Below are 25,841 nucleotides of genomic sequence, written 5' to 3' on the forward strand. Positions count from 1 at the left end.
GCCGACCGGGCGTGACGGACGGACCCGGGCCTGCCGTCACGCTCCCGGCTCCGGTGCCCCAGGATGGGTCCATGTCTACCCCCGAGCAGCCCCCGCGCGGCAACCGCCAGCGTGCGGCCCAGGCTCGGGACCGGATGCGGGAAGACCGCCGCGTGGGATGGGTGCAAGAACGGTGGTACGACCTGCTCGACGTCGGCCGCCAGCCCCGGTTGGTGCGCTCCGTGCTGCGCTACGTCGTGGCCTGGGGCAACCTCGGCTCCGGCGGCGTGACCTTCACCGCTTTGCTCTCGCTCACCGCGGCGCTGACGATCGTGGTCAACACCTCCCGGGCTTTCCTCGGGGACCGACCCGAGCTGGTCGGCGAGGTGATCGCCGTGGTCAACTCGGTCATCCCGGGCATCATCGACAACGGCCGCAACGAAGGCCTGATCCCCGCCGAGCATCTCATTCGCGACGGGACCTGGGGATGGACGACGTTGGTCTCATCGGTGGTCATCGTCTGGACGGCACTGGCGATGATGACGGGTCTGCGGCGCACCGTGCGGCAGATGTTCGGCCTGGGCGGGGCCCCGATCCGGTTCGTGCGCGGCAAGGTCATCGACCTGTGGGGCTTCTTCCTGCTCGCGCTCACCTTCCTGTGCTCCTCGGCGGTCGTCTCGGCGATGACGCTGCTCGGGGAGAACGTCATGACCTGGTTGGGGCTGCGCAGCGCAGTCACCGGCTGGCTGCTGGCGGTAGGCGCGCTGCTGCTGGTCGCGGTGCTGGACGCCCTGCTGGTCTGGCTCATCATCCGGGTCACCAGCAAGGTCCGGGTGCCGTGGCCGGACATGCGCCAAGGCATGGTGCTCGGGGCCGTCGGTTTCGGCCTGCTGCGCCTCGGCGGCACGTCGCTGGTCGGCGCCATCTCGGCCGGTCCGCTGTTCTCCACCTTCGCCGCGGCGGCCACCCTGCTGCTCACGCTCAACCTGGCGCTGCGGTGGCTGCTCTTCGTGGCGGCCTGGGCGGCCAACCCACCGGCGGCGCACGTCCCGGTCCATCCCGACACCGTGCACGCCAAAGAGGTGCCAAACTACGTGACGATGAGCGCGCCGCATACCCTGGACTGGCCCCACCACCAGGTCACCGGCTCGCTCATCCCCGCACACAACCCGCGGTTCGCGCGCGAGCAGCGCACCGACCGGTCCTCGGGGCAATAAGGTGGTGCGATGAGCCTGACACCGCGCGTGCACGACGATGGTCGTTCCCGGCTGATGGCCTATGACCATGGGGCCCACCTGGCCACCTGGGAGCTCGACGGGGAGCCGGTGCTCTGGCTGAGTGAGGCTGCGGTGCTGGACGGGAGCCACGCCATCCGGGGTGGGGTGCCGATCTGCTTCCCGTGGTTCGCTGACGGCCCGGACGGGGAGCACTCCCCCAGCCATGGTGTCGTGCGCACGGCGGTGTGGCGGCCGGCGACCGCGCAGGGCGAGGAGATCTGGGCCTGGGAGCTGTCGCACACCGACGTTGTCAGCGCTCCAGGCGCCGACCAGATCCCTGGCCCCTTCCACCTGCGGTATGCCGTGCGCCTCTCCCCCTCTGGTGCCGGGCGCCCCGTGCTTCACCTGGAGCTGCAGGCGCACAACCCGGGGCCATCGACCTACGAGGTCGAGGTGGCGCTGCACACCTACGTCGCGGTCGGCGACGTCGAGCAGGTGCAGATCGAGGGGCTCGACACCGCTGACTACCTGGACAAGGTGACCGGGTCACGGCGACGCCAGGAGGGGCCCGTGCGGCTGACGGGCGAGACTGACCGGGTCTACGAGCGCAGCGGACCGGTCAGGGTCCAGGACCACGCCGGGGGCCGCGCGGTGGAGCTGAGCCCGCGGGGCGCGGCTCAGACGGTGGTGTGGAACCCATGGGCGGAGCAGGCCGCGACCACCTCCGACCTCACCGATGAGTCCTGGCGCCGGTTCGTCTGCGTGGAGACCGCCGCGACCAAAGAGCAGGCGCTGACCGTGACGCCTGGCCAGACCCGCACCCTGGGGTGCTCCTTGAGCACCCACCCTGTCGGACGATGAAAGACCCGAGGACCTGATGAGCGAGAAGACCAGCACGGGCGAGCAGGAACGCCGACGCATCGACGAGGAGGAGATCGGCGGCCGCGAGGTCGTGCCGTCCCCGGTAGAGGTCGAAGGACCCGGACCGCACCCCACCTACGACGGCAGCGGCGTGGACCGTGGGTCATTGCTCCTGGCCGGTCTCAAGGGCGCCGCGAACTGGTCGTGGCGCCTGCTGCTGGTCCTCGCCGCGCTGGCGGTCCTCCTGTGGCTGGTCGGGCAGCTGTGGGTCGGGGTCCTGCCGGTGCTCATGGCCATCCTCATCTCCACCATCCTGTGGCCGGTCTCCACCTGGCTCAAGGCCCACGGCTGGCCATCCGCACTGGCGGCCCTCACCGTGCTGATCGGCTCCTTGGCCGCGGTCGTCGGCGTCTTCGTGGCTATCGCCCCCACGGTCATCGAGCAGGGACAGATCATCATCCAGCAGGCTGGCGAGGGGCTGCAGGTGATGCTGGAGTGGCTGTCCGGACCGCCGCTGAACCTGCAGAACGAGCAGGTCACCGACTATGTCGACCAGGCCTCCACCTGGCTGCAGGAGCAGTCCAACCAGATCGCCGGCGGCGTGATCAGCGGAGCGATGACGGTCGGGTCGATCCTGGTGACGATCGTCATGACCCTGGTCTTCACCTTCTTCATCCTCAAAGACGGTCAGCGGTTCGGGCCCTGGGTGCGCCGCGTCGCCGGCCCCACGGCGGGCATGCACCTGACCGAGGGATTCGCCCGCATCTGGAAGACCGTCGGCGGCTTCTTCAAGGCGCAGGCCGCCGTCTCGGCGGTCGATGCCATCTTCATCGGCCTGGGACTACTGCTTCTCGGGGTGCCGATGGCCTTCGTGCTGGCGATCATCACCTTCTTCGCCGGCTTCATCCCGATCGTCGGCGCCTTCACCGCTGGGTCTCTCGCGGTCCTGGTGGCTCTGGTCTCCGAGGGCTTTACGACCGCGATCTGGGTCCTCGTCATCGTGCTGGCGGTGCAGCAGATCGAGGGCAATGTGTTGCAGCCCGTGCTGCAGAGCAAGGCGATGGACCTGCACCCGGCCCTGATCCTGCTCGTGGTGGCAGCGGGGGCCACCCGGTTCGGGATCGTCGGCGCGTTCCTGGCGGTGCCAGTGACGGCCGCCTTCGTCAGCGTCATCCGCTACGGCAGCGAGCACCTCGACCTGCGCACCGGCACCGTGCGGGCCGAAGAGCTCAAAATCCTCACCTCCGAGGGCCGCGCCGCCGCGGTGATGGCCGAACGCACCGCCCCCGTCTTCCAGCTGCGGGCCCAGCAGGCCTTCGAGCAGGCCGAGGGCGAGCGCGGCGCCGCCCGCGTGTTCGCACAGCCCGGCGCAGCGCTCGCGACCTCCTTGCGCGACAAGTTGCTGGCCCCCATCCGGCGTCGCGGAGACTCCGACGACGAGGTCTCAGAGGGCAAGGTCTCAGCGGGAGAGGTGGCCGAGCAGACTCGGGTCGCTGGTGCCGACGGTGGGGCCCACTTGGCCCCGCCCTCAGACGTCCTGGAGCGGCAGAAGAACGAGGTGCGCCATCACCGCGAACAGGTCGAGGGCCAGCCTCAGAAGGAACCCGGCGCGACCCGGGCCGCCAAGCCGCCGAACTCTAAGGCCCCGTCCGACCACCCGGGGGACGACGCCGAGACTCCACGGTAGGTGTGGCGGACACAGTAACGGGCACCCACCTGATGGTGGGTGCCCGTTACTGCGCTCCAGTCGCCGTCCGCCCTCGGCCGGTGACCAGAGGAAGGATCAGCGGGAGGCGTCCTTGAAGCCATCCTTCACGTTCTCGCCGACCTGCTTGGCGCTGGAGGAGACCTGGTCCGTCTTGCCCTCGGCTTCCATCTGCTCGTTGTCGATGGTCTTGCCGGTGCCCTCCTTGGCCTTGCCCTTGGCATCCTGTGCGGCGTTGGAGATCTTGTCACCGAGTCCCATGTCGTGCTCCTTCGGTAGATGGATGAACTGTTTTAACACTCCCCCGAGCCGTGGCACCTCGCAACTCGAAGTGAGCCGGAGGGAGTCGCCGGGCATCCGGACGCGCCAGACGACGCCCCGTGCAGGCGCGTCGGATCAGGCGCTGCGCCGGCGCGAGGGCTTCTCGCCGCGCATCTCGCGCAGCAGGCCCAGCCGCTCCTCGAGCAGCTCCTCCAGCTCAGGGATGGAGCGGCGCTCCAGCAGCATGTCCCAATGGGTGCGCTGGGGCTTGCCGGCCTTCACCTCGGGCTCGGGGCCGTCCTCGAGCTTGGCGTCAAGCCCACAGCGGCACTCCCATAGCGGCGGGATGTCTGCCTCCACGGAGAACGGCAACTCGCTGACGTGCCCGTCGGGGCAGACGTAGCGGCTGATCGCCCGCTCGCTAAAGGTGACGCCCTCGTCGCTCTCGAAGGACAGCCAGCTCAGGTTGGTGCCGCGCAGGGACCTCTCTGCCATGTGTGTGCACTCCCATTCGTGTCTAGGACACGGGTGTTCTCGTGGTCATGTCGACGGTCATGTCGACGTTCGGGACCCGCGCCCGTGCCGCAGGCGTTCCCATGTAGTGAACGTCGGCGAAGGTGTTGATGTTCCCCGGCGTAGCGCGCACCGGCGGCAGGGAACTGCACCGGGGGGCGACGCGAGGTTGACATGCCATGCTAGCGGGGCAGGCGTCAACTGGTCCAACCGAGCCGGGCAGACGGGGTGAAGAGTCGGCTGTCAGCGGTCGAGCTGGCGGGGCCCTCCGGCCTCGGGCGTGCCGGGTGCCTGCTGCTCGGCCACGACCTCTCCCTCGATCACCTGGCCCCTGCCGGAGCTGCGGCGGGCTCCCCCGCCTGCCGGCGGCGGAGCGCCCGGACCGACGACTGCGACGGCCCGGCTGGCGACGAAGGCCTGCAGCATCCGCCTCGCGACGGGGCGGGTGAAGGGCAGGACCAGCAGCAGCCCCGCCGCGTCGCTGACGAAACCCGGCAGGATGAGCAGGAAGCCACCGATCATCACCAGGATGGCGTCGGTCACCTCGTCGGCGGGCATCTTGCCCGAGTTCAGCGTCTCCTGCAGCGCCTTGTAGGTGCGTGACGTCTCGTGCCTGACCAGGAGCACGCCCACCACGGCCACCGCGACCAGCGCACCCAACGTCCACCAGAAGCCGATCGTCCGTCCGACCAGGACCAGCGCAGCGACCTCGGCGAAGGGCAGGATCACCAGCGCGAGCAGCAGCCAGCGCAGCAGGCCGCCGCGGCGGCGCGGCGTCGGTCCGGGGGTGCTCATGTGTGCTCGTCTCCTCGTAGGGTCTGCCAGCGGGAACGGTCCCAGGCGGCCCGCTGTTCCCCGACCAGCCTGCGCACCTGGCCGGCTCGCCGTCGGGCACCCCATACCCCGACGCGCACCATCGCCTCGCGCACGATCGCATCGCTCATCTTCGACGTGCCCTCCTCACGCTCGACGAACGCGATGGGCACCTCCACCACGTGCAGCCCTTCCTCGAGGGCCCGCACGGTGAGGTCGACCTGGAAGCAGTAGCCCTGGGAGGCGACAGCGCTGGTGTTCATCCGCCGCAGGGCGGCCAACCGGTAGACCCGGAACCCGGCGGTCGAGTCCCGCACCGCGATGCCCAGCACCAGGCGGGCGTAGGTGTTGGCACCAACCGAGAGCAGCCGGCGGTGGGCTGGCCAGTTGTGCACGGAGCCGCCGGGGACCCAGCGCGAGCCGATCACCAGGTCGGCCCCGGTGACCTCGGCGGTGTGCAGCAGGTCCGGCAGCTGCTCCGGCTGGTGTGACCCGTCCGCGTCGATCTGCACGACCACGTCATACCCGCGCTCCTGCGCCCACGCGAAGCCGGCCAGGTAGGCCGGGCCCAGCCCCTGCTTGCCGGACCGGTGCAGGACGTGCACCTGGGGGTCCTGCCCCGCGAGCCGGTCCGCGATCTCGCCGGTGCCGTCCGGGCTGTTGTCGTCCAGGACCAGGACGTCCGCCTCGGGGACGGCGCTGCGGATCCGCGCCACGATCTTGGGTAGCGTGGTCCGCTCGTTGTAGGTCGGCACGCAGATGCAGACGCCGTCCAGGGAGGCACGCGCGGGGTCCGAGGAGCTCACCTGGGCAGCCTAGTCGTCACCGGCGGGTCCCCCGGCGAACGGTGAGCAGCCCGAGCAGGACGACGAGCCCCGCTGCCACGGGCACCCACGGGCCGATGTGCACCGCTGCCGTGGTCTCGGTGCGTAACGGGACATCGCCCTGGACCAGGTCGGTGGTGAACAGCTCGGTCTGCCCGTGCACCTGCCCGTCCGGGGTGATCAGCGCTGAAACGCCCACATTGCTGATGTGCACCACCGACCTGCCGAGCTCCACGGCCCGGACCCGGGAGATGCCGAGGTGCTCCACCGACTGGTGGCCCTCGCCGAACCACGCGTTGCTGGTCGGCACGACGACGATCTCCGCCCCGCCGAGCGCAAGGTCGCGGGTGGCCTGGTCCATGACGTTCTCGAAGCAGATGGCCAGCCCCACGACGATCTCGCGACCGTCGCGCAGGGTCACCGGCAGCAGCCCCGGCTCGGCCCCGGCGTCCCAGTCGGGGATCCGGTCCACCCACGGCGAGAGGTGGCGCATCACCGGCCGCAGCGGCATGAACTCGCCGAACGGCGCCAGGTAGACCTTTTGGTACTCGGCGACGAGCCCCTCCCCCGGGCCCACCTGGTAGACCATATTGCGGGGCGCATCGTCCGCCGTGCGCGAGGTCGCCCCGAACAACAGCGGGGCCTGGACCGTGTCGACGACCTCCTGGATCGCCCCGACCGCCTCCTGGCCGCTGCGGGTGGAGACGGGGTCGAGGTCGCTGGCGCCCTCGGGCCAGAGGACCAGGTCGGGGTATGCAGTCTCGCCGTCGGCCACCGCGCCGGCCAGGGCCTGCGTCTGGTCGAGGTAGCGCTGCAGCATCGCCCCACGCTCCGCGCTCAGCGTGCGGGTGTAGTCCGTGGGCAGATCGCCCTGGACGGCGGCGATCCGCACGGTCGGGCCGTCGGTGGGCCGTGGGAGCAGTAGGGGTGCGAAGGTCAGCGCCGTCGCCAGCGCGGCGAACCCCAGGGAGCTGAGAGCCCGTCCGCGCACGAGCCGCTGCACGCTCAGGGCGAGCAGGCCACCGACAAGGGCCACGAGGAAGCCCAACCCCAGGACGGAGACCCAGCTGACCGCACCCAGCAGCGGGGAGTCTCCCTGGCTGAAGGCGAGCCGCCCCCAGGGGAAGCCGCCGAAGGGGGTGGCCGAGCGCGCATACTCCATCAGCACCCAGGCCGCGGCCCCGACGACGGGACGCACCGCCCCCCGGCGCTGCAGCAGAGCCAGCAGCCCGCCCAGGGCCGCCGGGTAGAGGGCCGAGGCCACGCTCATCGCCAGCCACGGCGCCGGACCCGCGTAGGTGCCGGCCCAGGTGAACATGGCGGTGTACCAGGTCAGCCCCAGCACGAAACCGGCCAGCAGACCCTGCCAGAGCTTGGCCCCTGCGGTGGCCAGCGCCAGGCACAGGCAGCCGACGATCGCCAGCGGCCAGATGTCGTAGCCCGGGAAGGCCAGCAGCAGCGCCACGCCGCCCAGTGCGGCGAGAAGGAGGCGGAGCGGCAGGAGCACCCGTCCAGGGTACGTCGTGGTCCTGGATGCGGACTGGCACGGGCCGTTCCGGGGAGGATGCCGACGTGCTCGGGTGGGGATGCCGACGAGGGCCCGCCCGCAGGCCCGGATATGGCCGGGCCCCGGCACCTTTGGGGCCGGGTCCGGGACGACTGGTGGCCGTCACGGACCCGTTGTCTACTCGGTGCGCGGGGCCCTGGCTCCTCGGTCACGCCGAGGCGTCCTTCGGGGACCCGTCGAACTTAGGCCGGGCGACCCTCAGGTGTCAACAGCCCTCTGACCTGCGCAGATGCGCGTCGGCGCAGGTCAAGGCGCGGTGTCGCCGGCGAAGGTGACCATGCCCACAGGCAGGTCCTCGGCGTGTCGTCGCAGACACGCCGCCCTCAGGCCGACGGCGGCACCACGACCGTGCCACGGGCCGTGGTCGCCACGACCGGCGGGTCCAGGACGTCCGCCGCCGAGGCGCCGCGCTCCGGGTTGCCCCGGGCCATGACCCGCACCTGGAAGTCCATCTCCCGGGACCGGCTGCCGACCCGGACCAGGGTGGCGGTGACCTCCAGGCAGTCCCCGGCCCGCACCGGCGCCAGGAACTGCACGTCGGAGTAGGAGGCGAAGAGCCCCTCGTCGCCGTCGGTGCGGATGCACAGCTCGGTGGCCACGTCGCCGAACAGGCCCAGGCCGTAGGCGCCATCCACCAGGTTGCCGGCGTAGTGGGCGTGCGCGTAGGGCACGTATCGGGCGTGGGTGACGCCCATGCCCACCTGGGCCGGGTGGGAGGCGGGGGTTGGCCGGTCGGTCATGACTTCTCCTTGACGCTCGGGGACTCGGGTCGGCAGAGGGCGTGGACGAGGTATGAGGCGACCTCCACTGGGGTGGTGCCCTTGCCGAAGATCCGGTCCACGCCCAGAGCGCCCGCCGAGCCCTCCTCGAAGCGGGGCCCACCCGCGATCAGCAGCGGCACCCGGCCGGCCGGGTAGGCCTCCCGGAAGGCCGCCGACATCTGGGTGGTGTTGTGAATGTGGGCGTCGCGCTGGGTCACGACCTGGGAGATGAGAACCGCGTCGGCCTGCTCGGCGATCGTCCGCTCGACCAGCTCGGGCACCAGCACCTGGGCACCGAGGTTCACCACGCGGATCTCGGAGTAGTACTCCAGCCCCTTCTCCCCCGCGAAACCCTTGATGTTGAGGATCGCGTCGATGCCCACCGTGTGGGCGTCGGTGCCGATGCAGGCCCCCACGACCACCAGCGGGCGGCGCAGCGTCCGCTTGATCGCCGAGTTGACGTCCTTGGCGGCCAGCAGCGGGAAGTCGCGCTCCACCACCTGCACCTTGTCCAGCTCCACCAGGTGGGTGACCGAGCCGTAGACGACGAAGAAGGTGTGCGCCGTCCCGATCGCCTTGGCGTGCACCAGCAGCGCCGGCGCCAGGCCCATCTTGCCGGCCAGCTGCAGGGCGGCGCCCTCAGCCCGCTTGTCGTGCGGGACGGGCAGGGTGAAAGACATCTGGACCATCCCGTCACCGGTCATGTCGCCGTAGGGGCGGACCACCGACGGGGTGGGGGCCGGCCCGGGCGTGCTGCCGTCCACCGCGGTCGTGCCGGGCTGCCTACCCTGGCTCATCGGTCCTCCTCCAGCAGCTCGATCACGGGGTTGTGGTAGCCCTCGGCGTGGGCGGCGACCCCGTCCAGGCCCTTGCCCCGGTCGGCGGGGCGCTTCATGTGCCCAAAGGTCCCATCGGCGATGGCCTGCAGCAGCGGCACCCCCCGGGCGGCGTCCCCGGCGGGGTCGTCGAGGATCTTCTCCAGCAGGTCGACCGCCTCGCCGAGCACCTGACGCGCACGGGTCTGGATGAACCCGTCCGGCGGCGGGCGGAAGTCCTCGGTCAGGCCCCCGGCCGCGCGTTGCACGTAGCGGACATTCTGCAAAGCCAGGTCCCGGTCGGACAGCCAGGGGGTGACGACCGCCTCGGTCATCATCCCAACCAGCAGGATCGACTGGCCGGTCATCGCGCCCACCAGGTTGAAGAAGCCGTCGAGCAGGTAGCCCATGAAGATGTCGCCGGTCATGTGCTTGGTCGGCGGCATCCACTTCAGCGGAGCGTCCGGGAAGAGCTGACGGGCCAGCAGCGCGTGCGCCAGCTCCATCCGGAAGCTCTCGGGCACCTCGGGGTTGATCTCGAAGGCGTGGCCCAGGCCCATGAGCTCATCGGGCAGGCCGGCCTCCCTGGCGAAGTACTCGTTCATCAGCTGGCTCACCGTCACCGTGTGCGCCGCTTCAACCGCGTCCGCAGTGGTGAGGTAGTTGTCCTCGCCGGTGTTGATGATGATCCCGGCGCGGGCGTGCACCTGGCGGGAGAAGCGCTGGTCGACGAAGGTGCGGATGGGGTTGATGTCGCGGAAGAGGATGCCGTACATCGAGTCGTTGAGCATCATGTCCAGCCGCTCCAGGCCGGCCAGCGCGGCGATCTCCGGCATGCACAACCCGGAGGCGTAGTTGGTCAGCCGCACGTAGCGGCCCAGCTCCTTGCTCACCTCATCCAGGGCGCCGCGCATGAGGCGGAAGTTCTCCTGGGTGGCGTAGGTGCCAGCGAATCCTTCTCGGGTCGCGCCCTCGGGCACGTAGTCCAGCAGCGACTGGCCGGTGGAGCGGATGACGGCGATGACGTCGGCCCCGGCCCGCGCCGCCGCCTGCGCCTGCGGCATGTCCTCGTAGATGTCGCCGGTGGCCACGATGAGGTAGATCCACGGTCGGTGGTCCGGATCGCCGAGCCGGGCGATGAGCCGGTCGCGGGCGGCCCGCTGGCGGTCGATCTTGGCCAGTCCGGGCCGGACGGCCGCGGTGGCTGCGCGGCGGGCAGGTGTCCGCTCACCCTTCTTCTCCGGTATGCGGAAGCGCACCGACCCTGCCGACGCCTTCTGTGCCAGGGTGAGCAGGTCGGGCGCCTCGTCGCGGCGCAGGGCGTCCCATACCGGGGTGCTGACGCCGTGCTCGAGGCCGACCTGGTCCCGGACGGCGTCGACGAGGTGGTTGACCCAGGGGACCCGCTCGTGGTCGGCGCCCGCCAGCCCGGCCAGCCGTAGGGTGGCCCGCTCGACCGAGACGGTGGTGTGGCTACCGGCCAGGTCCACGACGGGCCGGCCGAGTTTGGCCGATAACCGGCGGGCCTTGCGGACCGTCGCCGCATCCAGCTCCAGCCGCGGTGGCGGCGATGGACGGAGGGTGGCGGTGGTGGCGCTGGTGTCCAGCTCGGAGTTCTTACGCGCAGCCATGCTCAGGCCTCCACGGGTAGGTCGTCGGTGCGGGAGGGGGCCTCGGAGCGGCCGCTGACCGCCCCGCCGTCCTGGACGAGGGCCCCGTGCTGGGCGACCCGGGTCTTGAACAGCGCACGGACCCGCGGATCGGCCCGCATCAGCCCCAGTGCGTAGTCGGCGTGGCCCGGTGTGTAGCCGTTGCCGATGAGCATGGTCACGTCGGACGCGAGCCCCTCGGCACCGAGTGCAGCCGCAGCGAAGTTGGTGGCCATGGAGAAGTAGATGACCGTGCCGCCCTGGGCGGTGGCCAGCAGGGCTGGCTGCTCGCAGCCCGGGACGTCCACGCAGACGACCGTGACGTCCACCGGACCACCGGCCTGGCGCACTGCGCCCTCCAGCCCCAGGGGCGAGCGTGCGTCGGCGATGACCACCTCGTCGGCCAGGGCCGAGGCACGCAGCAGGTGCGCTTCGCTCTCGACCGGCACGACCCCGACCGTGCAGGAGGCTCCGGAGTCGCGGGCGGCGGCCAGGGACAGGGCGCCGGACTTGCCGGCCGCCCCCAGCACGGCCACCGAGGGGGCGTGGCCGCGGGCCACATACCCCTGCACCACGGTGCGGGTGAGCGCCGGGGCGCCGCAGACGTCCATCACCATCAGCGCCAGCTCGTCGTCGAGATCGTTGGGCAGCACGGCGGCGATGGAGCGGCCGAACAGGATCGCGTGGCCGGCGGCGGGGACGCGCTCGGAGAGCCCGTCCCAGCGCTCCAGCCGATCGGAGATCACGAGCGGGGTCAGGGAGAGTGAGACGAGCGTGGCCACATGGTCACCCACCTGCAGGCCCAGGGTGCTCTGCGGCCCCACCTCCGCCACGGTGCCGATGAGCATGCCGCCGGAGCCGGTCACCGGGTTCTGCATCTTGCCCCGCACCGCCACGATCGAGAGCACCTCCTCGCGGATCGCCGCGCCGTGCACGGTGCCGTCGGCGTCGGTGTGCTTCTCCCGCAGCTGGCGGTAAGAGGCGGCGTCGAGGTTGAGCACCTCAACGTCGATGCGCACCTCGTCGCAGGCCAGCGCCGGCGAGGCGTCCAGCCTCCGGGCCGCCTGGGGCAGCGTGACGTCAGGCCCGGAGGGCTCTAGCACGCGGTGGAGCCCGAAGGGCGAGTGGCCGGGCACGGCCGTCATCTATCCTCCTGATCGGATGTTTGGCAAGACATCTTCCTGCAGATGTTCACTTTCTCCGCAAGATGTCCGTAGCATGCCACGTATGTCTCAGACTACCGAGCAGCCTTACCTGTACGCGCGCCGTGAGCTCGTCGAGCCGGACTGGACCCGGCTCCCCGGCTGGGCCGACGTCACCGCCGAGCAGTGGGCCGACGTGCAGTGGCAGCGGGTCAACTGCGTCAAGAACCTCAAGCAGCTGCGCGCCCTCATGGGTGACCTGCTCAGCGAGGAGTTCTACGCCGACCTCGAGAAGGACCAGCAGCTGCGGGCCACCATGTCGATGCTGGTGCCCCCGCAGATGATGAACACCATGGTCTCGGAGATCACCTGGGCCGACGGGCGGATGCCGCGTGCCGGTGCGGAGTTCACCGCCGCGTTCTACGCCGACCCGGTGCGCCGGTACATGCTGCCGGTCTTCTCCGACCGGTTCACCGAGTGGGCGTCCCACCCCTACTCCACCCGTGACTCACTGCACGAGCACGACATGTGGGTCGCCGAGGGCCTGACGCACCGCTACCCCACCAAGGTGCTCGCCGAGATGCTGCCGACCTGCCCGCAGTACTGCGGCCACTGCACCCGGATGGACCTGGTCGGCAACTCCACGCCCCAGTTCACCAAGCTCAAGCTGGCCGGCAAGCCGGTCGACCGGCATACCGCCATCCTCAACTACCTGCAGGAGAACAAGGGCGTGCGCGACGTCGTCGTCTCGGGCGGCGACGTGGCCAACATGCCGTGGAAGAACCTTGAGGGCTGGCTGGACAAGCTGCTGGACATCGACACCATCCGGGACATCCGGCTGGCTACCAAGGCGCTGATGGGGATGCCCCAGCACTGGTTGGCCCCGGACACCGTGGAGGGCGTGGCCCGGGTCGCGGCCAAGGCCCGCTCCCGCGGCGTCGGCCTGGCAATCCACACCCACGTCAACGCCGCCCAGTCGGTGACGCCCCTGGTGGCGCAGGCGAGCCGCGCGATGCTCGACGCGGGCATCCGTGACGTCCGTAACCAGGGCGTGCTCATGCGGGGGGTCAACGACACCTCCACCCAGCTGCTCGACCTGTGCTTCGCGCTCTCCGACGACGCGATGATCACGCCGTACTACTTCTACATGTGCGACATGATCCCGTTCAGCGAGCACTGGCGGGTCTCGCTGGCGCACGCCCAGCACCTGCAGCACTCGATCCTGGGCTACCTGCCCGGCTTCGCCACCCCGCGGATCGTCTGCGACGTGCCGTTCGTCGGCAAGCGTTGGGTGCACCAGGCCGACACTTACGACACCGAGCGCGGCATCTCCTACTGGCGCAAGAACTACCGCACCTCCATCGAGGCCGAGGACGTGGACGTCACCTCCGCGGAATACGTCTACTACGACCCGATCGACACCCTGCCCGCGAGCGGCCAGGAGTGGTGGCGCCAGCACGCCGCCGAGCTGCACGGCCAGGACGCCGCCGCCCAGGAGGAGAAGGCGCTGGCGGCTGCCGCTGCCTCCCGCCAAGCCTCGGTGGACCAGCTGGCCTGAGCAGCACTGCCTCTGGCGGGCGAGCACGCGGCACGGGTGTGGCCGGGTGGGGTGCCTCAGCCGCGGCGGGCGATCGGGGCCGTCCGGCCGCGGGTGATCGTCAGCAGGTCCTGCGGAGACAGCTCCAGATCCAGCCCGCGCTTGCCGCCGCTGACCAGCACCGTCGGGTGTGTCGAGGCGGAGTCGTCGAGCACGGTGGGCAGTGCCTTCTTCTGCCCGATGGGGCTGATGCCGCCCACCACGTAGCCGGTGGTGCGCTCGGCCGTCTGGGGATCAGCCATCGTCGCCTTCTTGGCACCCACGGCAGCCGCAACCGCCTTGAGGTCCACGGTGGTGTCCACCGGCACGATCCCCACGGCGAGGCCCTGGTCGGTGTCGACCAGCAGCGTCTTGAACACCCGTGCCGGCTCTACCCCGAGCGCCTCCGCCGCTTCCAGCCCGTAGGACTGGGCGGCCGGGTCGTGCTCGTAGGGGCGGGTCTCGTAGGCGATCCCCGCCCGGTCCAGGGCCACTGTCGCGGGGGTGCCTCCGCCGCCCTGCCTCTTCTTCGCCACGGCCACAGGGTATGCGGTGCGCAGACGGATCTGCGGCGCGCCGCCGCGGATGCCTAGGCTGGGCGCATGCGACTGCGCTTCCCCGCTCCCCTGCGTCCGGGTGACCTCGTCGGGGTCACCAGCCCGTCCAGCGGTGTCCAGACGGAGCTGCGGCCCCGGCTGGACGTGGCCGTGCGCACCGTCCGGCAGCGTGGCTTCGAGGTCGAGGTGGGCCGGTGCATGGACGGCTCTTCGCACATCAGCGCCCCGGCCGCAGACCGCGCGGCCGAGCTGGAGCGGATGCTGCTGGACCCGCGGGTGCGGGCCGTGGTGCCGCCCTGGGGCGGGGAGACCGCGATCGATCTGATCCGGCTGCTGGACTGGGACCGCCTGGCGCAAGCCGAGCCGACCTGGATGGTCGGGTTCTCCGACATCGCCACGCTCATCACCCCGTTGACCCTGCTCACCGGATGGGCAAGCGTCCACGGCAACAACCTGATGGACACGCCCTACCGGGCCCCCGAGGGACTGGTGGACTGGCTCGACATCGTCACCCTGGCACCGGGAGCCACCTTCACCCAGACCTCGCCCCGTGCGTGGCGTGAGGGGTTCGTGGACTACGCCGAGCACCCCGGGGTCGACGCCTACGAGCTGGGCCGGTCGGGGTCCTGGCGACGGCTGGACACCGGTGGGGACGACGTGGCCGGCGGCGCCGGCGAGGAGGTCGAGGTCACCGGCCGCCTCGTCGGAGGCTGCGTGGAGACGCTCGCGCACCTGGCCGGCACCCGCTACCTGGACACGAGCCCGCTCGCTGGCCGCGGTGAGGGCCTGATCGTGTACGTCGAGGTGTCCGGTGCGGGAGCGCTCGACGTCTGCCGGCACCTGCACGGCATGCGTCTCGCGGGCTTCTTCACCCGCGCTGACGCCGTGCTGGTCGGGCGAACGGCCGCCCCCGATGCCCCGACGCTGACCCAGGACGAAGCCGTGCTCGACGCGCTCGGCGACCTGGGGGTGCCGATCCTCGCCGACGTGGAGTGCGGGCACGTCGCCCCGCACCTGCCGCTGGTCAACGGCGCGCTGGCGACGGTGCGGCATACCCCCGAGGCGTCGACGATCACCCAGACCCTGGCGTGAGGCTCCCCCCGGCCGGTCGGTGCGTTTAGATCACGTAGTCCTCCGTGGGCAGCCGGCCCAGACGGTCCTCCCAGGGGGTGGACAGCACGATCGTCGTGTTGGTGGCCACGGAAGCCTGCTGGCGGATCCGCGCGAAGAGCTCCTCGAGGTCCTGGGGGCGGCCGACGCGAATGAGCAGGACGTAGTTCTCGTCCCCCGCGACCGACCAGCAGGCGACGATCTCCTCGATGTCGTTGAGGCGCTCGGGCACGTCGTCCTCAGCCGCCGGGTCGAACGGGGTGATCGACATCAGGGCCGTCAGCGGCAGGCCGACCTTCGTGTAGTCGACCACCGCGCGGTAGCCGGTGATGATCTCCCTCTCCTCCAGCCTCTTGACCCGCTGGTGCACGGCCGAGGTGGACAGCCCGACGCGGCGGCCCAGGTCGGCGAAGCTGATCCGCCCTTCCTCGGCCAGCACCTGGACGATGTGACGGTCGAGCGGCTCCAGGACGGACATGGGGTCAGCCTAGCGGCGTCGACCGGCCACGACGCCCGGCTCCCGCGGCGCCGGAGCTTCCTGCCGCTGCTGCCAGAACGCCAGCGCGACGGCCGCGGCGGTGACCACCAGGGCCGGCAGGAACCACACCGGCAGCGGAGCTGGGGCCACCACCAGTGCCACTGTGAAGACCAGCACCCCTGCCCCGGCCAGCGCCACGCTGTGCGGGAGCGCCAGGGCCACCAGCAGCGCACCGGCCACCATGACCGTGGGCAGCGAGAGCTGGAGCACCTGCTCCCACGCGACCCCCCTCGGGCGCTCCAGCGGGTTCTCACCGCGCGGGTCGTCCCACAACGGCCCAAAGAGCAGCAGCGTCGCCGTGAGGACGGTCAGCGCAAGGGCCACCCAGGGCAGACGACGGACGAGGGCAGGCACCCCGTCAGGTTAACGCCCGGGACTACGCTGGGACGTCATGAGCCAGACCCCCGCCGCGCCGCGCCTGCTCCTGCTGGACACGGCCAGCCTCTACTTCCGGGCCTTCTTCGGCGTCAAGGACCAGCGCCCCGCGCCAGACGGCACGCCCACCAACGCGGTCCGCGGGCTGCTGGACATGATCGCCACGCTCACCACCCGCTTCTCCCCCACCCACCTGGCCTGCTGCTGGGACGACGACTGGCGGCCGCAGTTCCGGGTGGACGCGATTGCTTCCTACAAGGCCCACCGGCTGGTGCAGGGTTCGCAGGACAAGGAGGAGGCCCCACCTGAGCTCGAGGTGCAGGTGCCGATCCTGCGCCAGACCGTGGAGGCGATCGGCCTGCCAGTCCTCGGCTCCCCCGGCTATGAGGCCGATGACGTCATCGGCACCCTCACCGCGACGCACCACGGGCGGCTGCCGATCGGCGTGGTGACCGGCGACCGGGACCTTTTCCAGCTCGTGGACGACGCCGCGGACGTCAGCGTGATCTACACCGCCAAGACGGGCGTCCGCGACGCCGAGATCATCCGCGAGGTCGACCTCCAGGCCCGCTACGGCGTCCCGAACGGGCTGGCGTACGCCGAGATGTCCATGCTGCGGGGCGACACCAGCGACGGGCTGCCCGGCGTCAAGGGCATCGGGGAGAAGACCGCCGCCCAGCTGCTCGCCGACTACGGCAGCCTGGCCGCGCTGCGCGCCGCGGTGGACTCCGGCGACCCGCGGCTGAAGGGGGCCCGGCGGGCCAACCTGGAGGCGGGCACGGCATACCTCGACGTGGCGCCACGAGTCGTGCTGGTGGCGCAGGACGCGCCGCTGCCCGACGTGCCGCTCACCCTGCCTCGCAAGGTCGCTGACCCCGAGACGCTGCACCGGCTCATCGAGTCCTACGACCTGGGCAGCCCGGTGTCCCGCCTGCTCACCGCGCTCGATATCCGCCCCTGACGGCGACCTCCCTGCCCCGGGGTCGGTCAGGTGCCATGATGCGGCCATGGGACTGAAAGACCGCAACCTCGCCGACGGCGAACAGGTCATCCTCAATCTGCGCACCCACGTCAAGGCCATCCTGCGCCCGGTGCTGCTCGCTCTCATGCTGGTCGTGGCCCTGGTCGCCCTGTGGTGGTTCCTGCGCGGGGAGGACTACTACGCGGTGGTCATGTGGATCGCCGGAGCCATCGCCTTGGCGCTGGCTGCCTGGCTTGTCGTGCTGCCCATCCTGGTGTGGAACGCCGAGCGCTACGTCATCACCAACAGGCGGGTCGCCCACCGCACCGGCATCCTCAACCGCAAGGGTCGTGACATCCCCCTGCACCGCGTCAACGACATCTCCCTGGACAAGAGCCTCCTGGACCGGATGTTCGGGTGCGGGACGCTGGTCATCTCCGACGCCACCCAGCAACAAGGGATGGTGCTGCACGACATCCCACAGGTGGAGAGCGTCCAGGTGCGGCTGCACAACCTGCTCTACGACGCCGACGACGGTTCCGACGACGGGGAGTACCCGCCCACCGAACCGCCCCGCGCACGGGGGCGCCGCTGAGCGGGCCCGCTCCCGGCCCGGGTGGACGCAGCCCAGCGGCCCTGCACGAGCAACCCGGCACCCCACGCGGCCAAGGCCAGGGACGCCGAGGCCAGCACGTCGCTGGGCCGGTGATAGCTGAGCACGACGACCATCGCCCCCATGAGCGCCGTGGCCCCGGTGCCCACCAGCAGCACCAGTCCCCGCCAGGCCAGGGGCAGCACCAGCACCAGCGCCACGGCGAGCGCCGCGACGGCAGCGGTGTGTCCGCTGGGCAGAGAGTTGGGCATCGGCCAGGGGTCCGCCAGCTGCGGGCGTGGCAGGGTCGCCTTGAGGATCTGCGGCCCGGCCAGGCACACCATGACGGCGACGCCCGCGCCCAGCGCCACGCGCCAGTGCCGCAGCAGGCCGGTGAGGCACGCCATGCCGCACAGCAGCACCATCCGCATCGGACCCAGCTCCTCGACGATCGCCTCCGCGAGGCGTCGGGAACCGGGCCGGGCGGAGGCCCGGTCCATCACCGCGGTGTCCCAGGCCTGGCCGGTGGTGCTGAGCACGAACACCGCGTAGAGCCCGAGCACCCCGAGGGTTCCTACGGTGATGAGTCCCCAGGGCAGCGCGGGCGGCGGGTGGTCGCGGTCGGGCATAGCTGGATCAGGATAGACACGCAGGCTGGGTGGACGGCTCAGGGTGACGTGGTGCAGCCCGCCTGCGTGACACAGCAAGCCACGGCGGGGCGCGGCGGGTGACCGCTCGCCCCACTGGTCGGGTATGCGGTCAGTCCAGCCGGTCGGCGGCCACCACGCCGCGCAGGACCGCGTCGGAGGCTTTGCGTGCGGTGCGGGCCAGGTCGCCGTCCGCCGCCTGGGCGATCTGCCCGAGCAGGTCGATGACCTGCTTGGCGCGTCGCACGAAGTCGCCGGCGGACAGGTCGCCTCCGCGCAGCACCTCATCGAGCCCGCGGCCGGAGGCCCAGCGGTGCACCATCCAGGTGATCCCAGTGTCCAGCTCACGGTCGCCAGTGAGGTCGTGCTCCCGCTTGGCGTCCTGCACCTCGCGCCAGATCGCGGCCATCTCTCCCAGGGCCTCCGCCACCTCGACGCTGGGGACCGGGGGCTCGGCCGTCTCGTCGCCGCGCGCCTCGTGGATGATCGCCGAGACGACCGAGGCCAGGTCGGCCGGGGTGAGTCGGTCCCAGGCCCCCCGCCGGATCGACTCGGCGACGACGAGGTCGAGCTCGGTGTAGATGCGCCGCAACCGCCCGCCCTGGGGCGTCACCTGCTGGCCGTCCTCGGTCAGGTAACCGAGGCCGGCCAGCAGGTCGCAGATCCGCTCGAAGGTCTTCGCGACGGCGTTGGTGCGGTGCGCCACCCGCCGCTGCAGGTCGTCGGTCTCCTTGCGCAGCTGCCACCAGCGAGCTGCCCACCGGGCATGGTCCTCGCGGTCGGGACAGCTGTGGCAGGGGTGTGCCTTCAGCCGCGCCCGCAGCTCCTCCACCTGGGCGGTGGTGTTGCTGCGCCCGTGTCCTGATGAGCCTTCTCGCGTGTCCTGAGGGGCCGTTGCGCGTGTTCTGTCGGAGGGGCCGGGGAAGGGGTGCTCGTGCACGCTGCTGCGCAGGGCCGAGGCAAGGTCCTTGCGCGCCTTGGGGCTGCGGGGGTTGAAGTGTCCGGGGATGCGCAGCGTGCCGATCACCTCAGGAACGTCCCGGAAACCCGCGACGCCAAGCCGTTGCAGGCTGCCGTTGGAGGTAATGACGCTCAGCTCGGGGGCGGCCGAGCGACCCTTGGGGCTGCGCAGCACCACCGCCATCGACCCCTTCCGGCCCCCGTCCAGCTGGATCACCTGGCCCGGCTCCAGCTCCTCCAGCGCCTGGGCGATGTCCGAGCGGCGCTCGGCCTGGCGCCGGCGGGCCTGCTTCTTCTCCAGCTCGGACAGCTCGTGACGCAGGCGCCCGTACTCGCGGAAGTCGCCGCGGTCGCAGGCCATCGCCTCGGCATACCCTTCCAGCGCGGTGCTGTTGTCCCGCACCTGCGTCGTCAGCCCGACCACCGACCGGTCGGCCTGGAACTGGGCGAAGGAGGACTGCAGCAGCTCGTGGGCGCGTTCCCGGCCGTACTGGGCGACCAGGTTGACGGCCATGTTGGAGCTGGGCCGGAAGGAGCTGCGCAATGGGTAGGTGCGGGTCGAGGCCAGCCCGGCGACGTCCATCGGGTCCATCCCACGCCGCCAGAGCACGACTGCGTGCCCCTCGATGTCGATGCCGCGGCGGCCGGCCCGGCCGGTGAGCTGGGTGTACTCCGCCGGGGTCACCGGCGCGTGGGTTTCGCCGTTGAACTTCACCAGCTTCTCCAGCACCACGGTGCGGGCCGGCATGTTGATGCCCAGGGCCAGGGTTTCGGTGGCGAAGACGGCCCGCACCCGACCGGCGGTGAACAGCTCCTCGACGATCTCCCGGAACAGCGGCAGCATCCCGGCGTGGTGCGCGGCATATCCGCGGGAGAGGCCCTCGACGAAGTCGTGGTATCCCAGCACGCCCAGGTCGCGCGGGTCGACCGCGGCCGCCTCGACGCGGCGGGTGACCAGGTCGCGGACCGCGACGCTCTCCTGGTCCGGGATCAGCCGCATGCCCCGGCCGAGCAGCTGCTGGACCGCGGCGTCGCAGCCGGCGCGGCTGAAGATGAAGGTGATGGCCGGCAGCAGCCCTTCGCGCTCCAGTCGCTCGATCACCTGGGTGCGGCTGGCCACCCCGCCGGGCAGTGCCCCGCCTGCCGGGACGGCACCGTCGTCGCCGCGGTAGCCACGGGCGTCGGAGTAACCGCGGGTACGGTCCGAGCGTCCGCCTCGACCGACCTCACGGGAGTCGCGTCCACCCCGGCCACGCCCCCCGCCGCTCCGGCCGCTGCCGCCATCGCGGCCGCCTCCTCGTTGGCTCCCGCGTGGCTCGCCGCGCCGGCCCCGTGGGCCACCTTCGTCGGCCCTCCGCCAGCCCCCGGACTGGGCGGCCCGCTCAGCCGAGGTGATGCGCTGCAGCAGCTCGGGGTTGACCCGGGTCGTGCCACCGACATCCGCGGTGCCACCACCGGAGCCGTCGGTGACGAAGAGGTCGAAGAGCTGCTGGCCGACCATCATGTGCTGCCACAGCGGCACCGGCCGGTGCTCGGAGACGATCACCTGGGTCTGCAATCCGGTCTCGCCGCCGCGCACGGTGGTCAGCCAGTCGCCGAACTCCTCCGCGTTGCTCACCGTGGCCGACAGCGAGATGACCTGCACCGACGGCGGCAGGTGGATGATGACCTCCTCCCAGACGGCGCCGCGCCAGCGGTCCGCGAGGTAGTGGACCTCGTCCATGACCACAAAACCCAGGCCGGTCAGGGTCGGGGACGAGGAGTACATCATGTTGCGCAGCACCTCGGTGGTCATCACCACCACCGGAGCCTCACCATTGATCGAGGCGTCGCCGGTCAGCAAACCCACATTGGCAGCCCCGTGCCGAGCCACCAGGTCGTGGTACTTCTGGTTCGACAACGCCTTGATCGGGGTGGTGTAGAACGTCTTGTGCCCGGTCTCCAGACCCAACGCGACCGCGAACTCGCCCACCACCGTCTTGCCGGCCCCGGTCGGTGCCGCGACGAGCACGCCGTGGCCTTCTTGGACCGCCTTGATGGCGGTCAGCTGGAAGTCGTCGAGCGCGAAGCCCAGCGACCCGGCGAAGCGGCCGGCCGCGGTGGACTCCCAGGCGGTGCGGGCGCGGGCGGCAGCAAAGCGTTCGGCCGGGGAGGACATACCGGAAGGCTACGTCAGTGCAGGCGCGACAACCTGCAGGATCGACGGCGCGACCTGCACGGTCAGCGGCAGCGGTGCCAGCGGCTCTCCGTCCCCCTGGGCGACGATGTCGGCCGGCCCTTCGATGCGCACCTCACGGGCCCCGGTGACGGTCACCGCCGAGTGGTCGGCCAGCCGACCGGCGCGGACCGCGCGCAGCAGGTGGACCGCCTGACGCGGCGGGACCGGTCGGATGACCACCAGGTCCAGCAGCCCGTCGGCCGGGTCTGCCTCGGGGCAGATGTGCAGTCCACCGCCGAGATAGGGCATGTTGACCGGTACGACCACCAGGGTCTCCAGCGCCAGCGGCGTGCCGTCCACGGTGAGCACGTAGTTCAGCGGTGGCTGCCGGCGCAGCAGGGCGATCTCCACCAGGGCCGAGAGGGTGTATGTCGTCGCGCCCAGGATCCGGGGCCAGCGGTTGGCCCGGTCGGAGATCCGGGCGTCGAGGGCCGAGGTGACCGAGGAGAGCACGTGCCGGTCGAGCTCGGGCAGGTGCAGGGTGTCAACCGTGCGCCGGTCATCCGCGAGCAGGACCTCCAGGGCACCCGCGCCGCGCTCGATGCCCAGTGAGCGGGCGTTGTCGTTTCCGGTTCCCGCCGGCAGGATCGCGACTGCCGTCGAGGTGCCGGCGCACAGGTCGGCGGCCATGCTCACCACGCCGTCACCTCCGACCGCCACCAGGACGTCGATCCCGTCGGCCAGGAGCGTGGCGCAGACGCTCCGCGCCTGGGCCAGCGACCCGGCGACGACCTCGGTCACCTCGTGTCCACCGGCCCGCAGCGCGACCACGGCCTGCTCCCCCACCCGGGCGCTGGACCCACCCGGTCCCCTCCTGCGCCGTCCGTGGGCGACGGCATACCTCATCGCAGCGGGGTCGCCTGATCGGGTGTCAGATCTCGGTAGCGGTCGCGAGGGTCGTCCCCGCGCCGCCCCCGCAGTCGCTCCATGATGAAGGCGACCGCGACCGCGCACCAGTAGAGCAGGAACACGGGCGCGGCCATCGCCAACATGCTCACTGCGCTCGGGTCAGGCGTCATCACTGCGGAGAAGACGAGGATGCCGAAGAGGGTGATCCGCCAGCCCTTGAGCATCGTCTGGGCGGGCAGGATGCCGATCTGGTTGAGCGCCACCAGCACCACCGGCAGCAGGAAGGCCAGCCCGAAGGCCAGGCAGAAGTAGAGCACCACGTTGAGGTAGTCCGGGGCGCTCATGATGTTGGTGAAGCTCTCCGGCGCGAAGCTGAGCAGGATCGCGTAGAGGCGGGGGAAGGTGAAGGCGGCCATGCCGGCCCCGGCGAAGAACAGCGGGATGGCGAAGAAGAAGTAGCCGAGTGCGATCCTCTTCTCCTTGGGCGTCAGGCCGGGCAGGAGGAAGGCCCAGGTCTGCCAGAGCCACACCGGGCTGGCCGCCAGGATGCCGGTGAAGATCGAGACGCGCAGCTGCAGGGCGAACGCACCGGTGATGCTGTCGAAGTTGAGGGTGACGATGCGCTGGCCGTCGGCGTCACGCACGTTCTCCACAGGGGCGCTGATGAAGTTGATGATCGGGTCGTACCAGTACCACCCGAGCACGGAGAGGGCCCCGATGGCCAGGACCGAGATGACCACCCGGTTGCGCAGCTCCCGGAAGTGCTCGGCGAGCGACATCCGTCCCTCGGGATGTCTGCGTCGTCCTCGGGTACGGGCCACGTCGGGGTATGCGGTGCGCCTGCGGCAGCCGGGTCAGCTGCGGGGGGCGCTGGTGTCGCCGTCAGAGCCGTGCCGCTGGATGCGGCGGTACTCCTCCTGGGCGCTGTCTTGGTAGGGGTCCTCCACCTGCCCCTGAGCGACCGGGGTGTCCACAGGCGCGCCCCCGACGACGCCGCGGTCCTTGCGGGCGGTGCTGTCGTCCTTCATGTGGTCCACCTCGGTCTTGAAGACCCGCATCGACTCACCCAGGGATCGGGCGGCGTTGGGCAGGTTCTTCCAGCCGAAGAGGAGCACGAACGCGACGATCAGGACCACGATGTGCCAGAACTGGATTCCACCCACGGTCGTTCCTCACTCTCGGTCGGGCTCGCGCGTGTGCCCACCTGGTGCGCACGGACGAAGGAGTACTGCAGCAACCAGTCTAGCGGTCGGTGTGCTGCGCGTGGCCGGCCAGCGCGGCGGCGGCCCCGTCGCGCACGGCAGCCACCGCGGCGGGGGGATGCACGACCCGCACCGCGCCGCCCTCGCGCCAGACCAGCCGGTGCAGCCACGCCGGGTCGGCCACCCGCAGCACCATCACCGTGGACCCGTCGTCGCGCCGTTCCACCTGCTCCGACGGGATGCTCTCGGCGACCCAGGCTGCGGCGGGCTGCAGCTCGAGGGTGACCAGCAGGTCCTGCGGGTCACCTTTGAAGACGCCGGGCACCACGTCGCGGGGGGCCAGGTCCTGCGGCGGTGCCGCGGGCTCGTCGAGGACCTCGACCGCCTCGACCCGGTCCAGCCGGAAGGTGCGCACGCCCCGGGCCCGGTGGCACCAGGCCTCGAGGTACCAGTAACCGTCCACCGAGAGCACCCGCAGCGGGTCGACGTCGCGCTCGGTGGTCTCGTCGCGGCTGGCTGAGGTGTACCGCAGGTGCAGCCGGCGCTGCTCGGTCAGGCCGGTGCGGATCCGGGCGGCCAGCGCCGGGTCGACGGGAGCGTCCAGGTCGACCCGCACCTGGTCCGCGGATGCAGCCGCGTCACCGGCCGCCGCCTCAAGCTTGGCCAGCGCGCGGTCGATCGCCTCGTGCTCGGTCAGGCCCGGGGTCGCAGCCAGCGCCCGCAGCGCGACGATGAGGGCCAGGGCCTCGTCCCGGCCCAGCCGCAGCGGCCGGGCGATGGTGTCGGCGTTGCCGACGAAGACCCGCCCGTCTTCCCAGGAGGCCTCGATGAGGTCGTCCGGGTAGTGACCCGGCAAGCCGCAGACGAACAGCAGCTCGAGGTCCTCCACCACCTGGTCCTCGCTCACGCCCAGCTGGGCGGCCGCGCTGGCCAGGTCGATCCCCTGCCGGTTCAACAGCCACGGGACCATCGTGAGCAGGCGGGACACGCGCGAGGTGGCGCTCTCGAAGGTGACCATCAGCGCACGCCCCCCGTCTGCCCACCGCGAGCTGTGCCAGGGGCATCGTGAGCCCTGCCCGCACCGTCGGGCGCCGGTCCGGCGCCCGGGCCGTGCGCATGCGCCACTGTCTCCAGCCGCTGGCTGACCAGTGAGCGGAGCTCCTCGGGCGCCACGACCACCACGTCCGGGCCGGCACCGCAGACCTCCTTAGCCAAGGCCGGGAGCGAGCCGACGGGCAGGTCCAGCAGGTCCCACCCCTCCGCGACCGGCCCGGGGGCAGAGCCCGCGTCGGGGTTGGCGTCGGGGCCCCCCGCCACGACCTGGCCGCGGCGCCGCAAGGAGGCTGCGGTGCCCTCGCGGACGAGCAGCCGCACGGTGGTGGTCTCGCCGTCCTCCTCCCCCACGCTGCTGCGGATCATCGCGGCCGCGTCATGGCCGGTGGGCGCGTCATACCCGCCTTTGCGCCCGTCCTTCGTGGGCGTCCCGGCGATGCGGTCCAGCCGGAACACCCGCGGGGCGTCGCGGTCGAGGTCGTGGGCGGTGAGGTACCAGCGGCCATGCCAGCTGGTCAGGCCCCACGGCTGCACGTGCCGCTCGGTCAGGTCGCCGCTGCCGCCGCGGTAGTCGAAGCGCAACGGGGTCCGGGAGAGCACCGCGTCGCGGACCGGCTCGAAGGCGGGCTCGCGGGTATGCAGCAGCGGCTCGATCCCCGCCACCGAGGTCTCGTCCTTGACCAGCCCGGCCGCCTCCAGCTTGCGCAGCGCCTGGGCCGCCGGCCCGGCGAGGCTGGCCTGGCTCCAGGAGCGGGCGGCCAGCCCGAGCACGGCCACCTCGTCGGGGGCGAAGTCGATCTCGGGCAGGGCATACTCTCGCTGGTCGATCCGGTAGCCCGGCTCGTCGTCGAAGAACGGGTCGATCGGCTCGGTGCGCAGCGGCACCCCGAGGGCGCGCAGCTCGTCCTTGTCCCGCTCGAACATCCTCTCGAAGGCCTCGTCGCTGCTGCCGGCGTAGTCCGGGACGGCCTCGCGCAGCCGGGCGCGGGACAGCGGCTGCCGGGTGTGCAGCAGCGCGATGACCAGGTTGAGGAGGCGCTCGGTCTTCGCGGCGGCAGGGGACGGACGGGCCATGATCCCCGAGGCTACCCCGGCT

General features: G+C 71.4%; 26 protein-coding genes. 7 read left to right on the plus strand and 19 right to left on the minus strand.

What is annotated here, in order from left to right; translation table 11 throughout:
- The first annotated feature begins 71 nt into the window (after positions 1-71).
- The 3 genes from FY030_RS07810 to FY030_RS07820 are packed head-to-tail and all read left to right on the plus strand — an operon-like array spanning position 72 to position 3,744.
- Positions 72-1,196 carry a YihY/virulence factor BrkB family protein gene (locus FY030_RS07810; protein WP_238348612.1) on the plus strand — a complete coding sequence of 375 codons (1,125 nt, stop codon included), beginning with the start codon at positions 72-74 and terminating at the stop codon, positions 1,194-1,196.
- Positions 1,197-1,205: 9 nt separating this feature from the next.
- Complete coding sequence (locus FY030_RS07815) at positions 1,206-2,057, plus strand: D-hexose-6-phosphate mutarotase (protein ID WP_158061022.1); 852 nt, start codon at positions 1,206-1,208, stop codon at positions 2,055-2,057.
- 16 nt (positions 2,058-2,073) lie between these two features.
- Complete coding sequence (locus FY030_RS07820) at positions 2,074-3,744, plus strand: AI-2E family transporter (RefSeq protein WP_158061023.1); 1,671 nt, start codon at positions 2,074-2,076, stop codon at positions 3,742-3,744.
- Positions 3,745-3,840: 96 nt separating this feature from the next.
- On the opposite strand, the gene FY030_RS07825 is transcribed toward FY030_RS07820, so the two are convergent.
- From FY030_RS07825 to kdd, 9 genes are all read right to left on the minus strand, one after another.
- A complete protein-coding gene (locus FY030_RS07825) occupies positions 3,841-4,023 on the minus strand; it encodes a CsbD family protein (protein ID WP_158061024.1) in 183 nt (60 codons plus the stop codon).
- A 135-nt stretch (positions 4,024-4,158) separates the two neighbouring features.
- The gene (locus FY030_RS07830) at positions 4,159-4,518 is read right to left on the minus strand and encodes an RNA polymerase-binding protein RbpA (protein WP_158061025.1); all 360 of its coding nucleotides are present in this window, start codon (positions 4,516-4,518) and stop codon (positions 4,159-4,161) included.
- A 261-nt stretch (positions 4,519-4,779) separates the two neighbouring features.
- Positions 4,780-5,331, minus strand: a complete 552-nt coding sequence (locus FY030_RS07835; protein WP_158061026.1) for an FxsA family protein — start codon at positions 5,329-5,331, stop codon at positions 4,780-4,782.
- Entirely contained in the window at positions 5,328-6,155 is an 828-nt protein-coding gene (locus FY030_RS07840; protein WP_238348613.1) for a polyprenol monophosphomannose synthase, read from the minus strand. Before FY030_RS07840 ends, FY030_RS07835 begins: the two co-directional genes overlap by 4 nt.
- 16 nt (positions 6,156-6,171) lie before the next feature.
- Positions 6,172-7,680: an apolipoprotein N-acyltransferase gene (gene lnt / locus FY030_RS07845; protein ID WP_158061027.1), complete on the minus strand. Its 1,509-nt coding sequence runs from the start codon at positions 7,678-7,680 to the stop codon at positions 6,172-6,174.
- Positions 7,681-8,063: 383 nt separating this feature from the next.
- Positions 8,064-8,480 (minus strand): 3-aminobutyryl-CoA ammonia lyase, encoded by a 417-nt coding sequence (gene kal, locus FY030_RS07850; protein WP_158061028.1) that lies wholly within the window; start codon positions 8,478-8,480, stop codon positions 8,064-8,066.
- On the minus strand, positions 8,477-9,298 hold the full coding sequence (kamE, locus tag FY030_RS07855; RefSeq protein ID WP_158061029.1) for a lysine 5,6-aminomutase subunit beta: 822 nt from the start codon (positions 9,296-9,298) through the stop codon (positions 8,477-8,479). Before kamE ends, kal begins: the two co-directional genes overlap by 4 nt.
- Positions 9,295-10,947, minus strand: coding sequence for a lysine 5,6-aminomutase subunit alpha (gene kamD, locus FY030_RS07860; RefSeq protein WP_158061030.1), 1,653 nt, complete (start codon positions 10,945-10,947; stop codon positions 9,295-9,297). Before kamD ends, kamE begins: the two co-directional genes overlap by 4 nt.
- A 2-nt stretch (positions 10,948-10,949) precedes the next feature.
- Positions 10,950-12,110: an L-erythro-3,5-diaminohexanoate dehydrogenase gene (gene kdd / locus FY030_RS07865; RefSeq protein ID WP_238348614.1), complete on the minus strand. Its 1,161-nt coding sequence runs from the start codon at positions 12,108-12,110 to the stop codon at positions 10,950-10,952.
- Between the two features lie 82 nt (positions 12,111-12,192).
- Here kdd and FY030_RS07870 point away from each other — a divergent pair, with 82 nt between their 5' ends.
- Positions 12,193-13,665, plus strand: coding sequence for a KamA family radical SAM protein (locus FY030_RS07870; protein WP_158061031.1), 1,473 nt, complete (start codon positions 12,193-12,195; stop codon positions 13,663-13,665).
- A 56-nt stretch (positions 13,666-13,721) separates the two neighbouring features.
- Here FY030_RS07870 and ybaK read toward each other — a convergent pair whose 3' ends face one another.
- Positions 13,722-14,219 carry a Cys-tRNA(Pro) deacylase gene (gene ybaK, locus FY030_RS07875; RefSeq protein WP_158061032.1) on the minus strand — a complete coding sequence of 166 codons (498 nt, stop codon included), beginning with the start codon at positions 14,217-14,219 and terminating at the stop codon, positions 13,722-13,724.
- Positions 14,220-14,285: 66 nt separating this feature from the next.
- Between ybaK and FY030_RS07880 the strand changes: the two genes are divergently transcribed.
- Entirely contained in the window at positions 14,286-15,332 is a 1,047-nt protein-coding gene (locus FY030_RS07880) for a S66 family peptidase (RefSeq protein ID WP_158061033.1), read from the plus strand.
- Positions 15,333-15,357: 25 nt separating this feature from the next.
- On the opposite strand, the gene FY030_RS07885 is transcribed toward FY030_RS07880, so the two are convergent.
- Positions 15,358-15,819 carry an Lrp/AsnC family transcriptional regulator gene (locus FY030_RS07885; protein ID WP_158062709.1) on the minus strand — a complete coding sequence of 154 codons (462 nt, stop codon included), beginning with the start codon at positions 15,817-15,819 and terminating at the stop codon, positions 15,358-15,360.
- Positions 15,820-15,837: 18 nt separating this feature from the next.
- The gene (locus tag FY030_RS07890; RefSeq protein ID WP_158061034.1) at positions 15,838-16,242 is read right to left on the minus strand and encodes a hypothetical protein; all 405 of its coding nucleotides are present in this window, start codon (positions 16,240-16,242) and stop codon (positions 15,838-15,840) included.
- A 37-nt stretch (positions 16,243-16,279) separates the two neighbouring features.
- On the opposite strand from FY030_RS07890, the gene FY030_RS07895 reads away from it, so the two are divergent.
- The gene (locus FY030_RS07895) at positions 16,280-17,224 is read left to right on the plus strand and encodes a 5'-3' exonuclease (RefSeq protein WP_158061035.1); all 945 of its coding nucleotides are present in this window, start codon (positions 16,280-16,282) and stop codon (positions 17,222-17,224) included.
- Between the two features lie 46 nt (positions 17,225-17,270).
- Complete coding sequence (locus FY030_RS07900) at positions 17,271-17,819, plus strand: PH domain-containing protein (protein WP_158061036.1); 549 nt, start codon at positions 17,271-17,273, stop codon at positions 17,817-17,819.
- On the opposite strand, the gene FY030_RS07905 is transcribed toward FY030_RS07900, so the two are convergent.
- The 7 genes from FY030_RS07905 to FY030_RS07935 form a co-directional block, all read right to left on the minus strand.
- Positions 17,744-18,445 (minus strand): phosphatase PAP2 family protein, encoded by a 702-nt coding sequence (locus tag FY030_RS07905; RefSeq protein WP_158061037.1) that lies wholly within the window; start codon positions 18,443-18,445, stop codon positions 17,744-17,746. The two genes, FY030_RS07900 and FY030_RS07905, sit on opposite strands and share 76 nt — an antisense overlap.
- Before the next feature lie 130 nt (positions 18,446-18,575).
- A complete protein-coding gene (locus tag FY030_RS07910) occupies positions 18,576-21,581 on the minus strand; it encodes a DEAD/DEAH box helicase (RefSeq protein ID WP_158061038.1) in 3,006 nt (1,001 codons plus the stop codon).
- A gap of 9 nt (positions 21,582-21,590) precedes the next feature.
- Positions 21,591-22,487 carry a diacylglycerol/lipid kinase family protein gene (locus tag FY030_RS07915; RefSeq protein ID WP_158061039.1) on the minus strand — a complete coding sequence of 299 codons (897 nt, stop codon included), beginning with the start codon at positions 22,485-22,487 and terminating at the stop codon, positions 21,591-21,593.
- Entirely contained in the window at positions 22,484-23,269 is a 786-nt protein-coding gene (gene tatC / locus FY030_RS07920) for a twin-arginine translocase subunit TatC (RefSeq protein ID WP_158061040.1), read from the minus strand. The genes FY030_RS07915 and tatC overlap by 4 nt, the downstream gene beginning before the upstream one ends.
- Positions 23,270-23,344: 75 nt before the next feature.
- Positions 23,345-23,653: a Sec-independent protein translocase subunit TatA gene (gene tatA / locus FY030_RS07925; RefSeq protein ID WP_158061041.1), complete on the minus strand. Its 309-nt coding sequence runs from the start codon at positions 23,651-23,653 to the stop codon at positions 23,345-23,347.
- 79 nt (positions 23,654-23,732) lie between these two features.
- Complete coding sequence (locus FY030_RS07930; protein WP_158061042.1) at positions 23,733-24,710, minus strand: helix-turn-helix transcriptional regulator; 978 nt, start codon at positions 24,708-24,710, stop codon at positions 23,733-23,735.
- Positions 24,710-25,819, minus strand: a complete 1,110-nt coding sequence (locus tag FY030_RS07935) for a helix-turn-helix transcriptional regulator (RefSeq protein ID WP_158061043.1) — start codon at positions 25,817-25,819, stop codon at positions 24,710-24,712. The genes FY030_RS07930 and FY030_RS07935 overlap by 1 nt, the downstream gene beginning before the upstream one ends.
- Between the last annotated feature and the right edge of the window lie 22 nt (positions 25,820-25,841).

Source organism: Ornithinimicrobium pratense (genome assembly GCF_008843165.1).
GTDB classification, from domain to species: Bacteria; Actinomycetota; Actinomycetes; order Actinomycetales; family Dermatophilaceae; genus Ornithinicoccus; species Ornithinicoccus pratensis.

Bases quoted from the DNA above. Each gene is read 5' to 3' on its own strand.
- FY030_RS07810 (WP_238348612.1), top strand. From the start codon at position 72: ATGTCTACCCCCGAGCAGCCCCCGCGCGGCAACCGCCAGCGTGCGGCC.
- FY030_RS07815 (WP_158061022.1), top strand. From the start codon at position 1,206: ATGAGCCTGACACCGCGCGTGCACGACGATGGTCGTTCCCGGCTGATG.
- FY030_RS07820 (WP_158061023.1), top strand. From the start codon at position 2,074: ATGAGCGAGAAGACCAGCACGGGCGAGCAGGAACGCCGACGCATCGAC.
- FY030_RS07825 (WP_158061024.1), bottom strand. From the start codon at position 4,023: ATGGGACTCGGTGACAAGATCTCCAACGCCGCACAGGATGCCAAGGGC.
- FY030_RS07830 (WP_158061025.1), bottom strand. From the start codon at position 4,518: ATGGCAGAGAGGTCCCTGCGCGGCACCAACCTGAGCTGGCTGTCCTTC.
- FY030_RS07835 (WP_158061026.1), bottom strand. From the start codon at position 5,331: ATGAGCACCCCCGGACCGACGCCGCGCCGCCGCGGCGGCCTGCTGCGC.
- kal (WP_158061028.1), bottom strand. From the start codon at position 8,480: ATGACCGACCGGCCAACCCCCGCCTCCCACCCGGCCCAGGTGGGCATG.
- kamE (WP_158061029.1), bottom strand. From the start codon at position 9,298: ATGAGCCAGGGTAGGCAGCCCGGCACGACCGCGGTGGACGGCAGCACG.
- kamD (WP_158061030.1), bottom strand. From the start codon at position 10,947: ATGGCTGCGCGTAAGAACTCCGAGCTGGACACCAGCGCCACCACCGCC.
- kdd (WP_238348614.1), bottom strand. From the start codon at position 12,110: ATGACGGCCGTGCCCGGCCACTCGCCCTTCGGGCTCCACCGCGTGCTA.
- FY030_RS07870 (WP_158061031.1), top strand. From the start codon at position 12,193: ATGTCTCAGACTACCGAGCAGCCTTACCTGTACGCGCGCCGTGAGCTC.
- FY030_RS07880 (WP_158061033.1), top strand. From the start codon at position 14,286: ATGCGACTGCGCTTCCCCGCTCCCCTGCGTCCGGGTGACCTCGTCGGG.
- FY030_RS07895 (WP_158061035.1), top strand. From the start codon at position 16,280: ATGAGCCAGACCCCCGCCGCGCCGCGCCTGCTCCTGCTGGACACGGCC.
- FY030_RS07900 (WP_158061036.1), top strand. From the start codon at position 17,271: ATGGGACTGAAAGACCGCAACCTCGCCGACGGCGAACAGGTCATCCTC.
- FY030_RS07905 (WP_158061037.1), bottom strand. From the start codon at position 18,445: ATGCCCGACCGCGACCACCCGCCGCCCGCGCTGCCCTGGGGACTCATC.
- FY030_RS07910 (WP_158061038.1), bottom strand. From the start codon at position 21,581: ATGTCCTCCCCGGCCGAACGCTTTGCTGCCGCCCGCGCCCGCACCGCC.
- FY030_RS07915 (WP_158061039.1), bottom strand. From the start codon at position 22,487: ATGAGGTATGCCGTCGCCCACGGACGGCGCAGGAGGGGACCGGGTGGG.
- tatC (WP_158061040.1), bottom strand. From the start codon at position 23,269: ATGTCGCTCGCCGAGCACTTCCGGGAGCTGCGCAACCGGGTGGTCATC.
- FY030_RS07930 (WP_158061042.1), bottom strand. From the start codon at position 24,710: ATGGTCACCTTCGAGAGCGCCACCTCGCGCGTGTCCCGCCTGCTCACG.
- FY030_RS07935 (WP_158061043.1), bottom strand. From the start codon at position 25,819: ATGGCCCGTCCGTCCCCTGCCGCCGCGAAGACCGAGCGCCTCCTCAAC.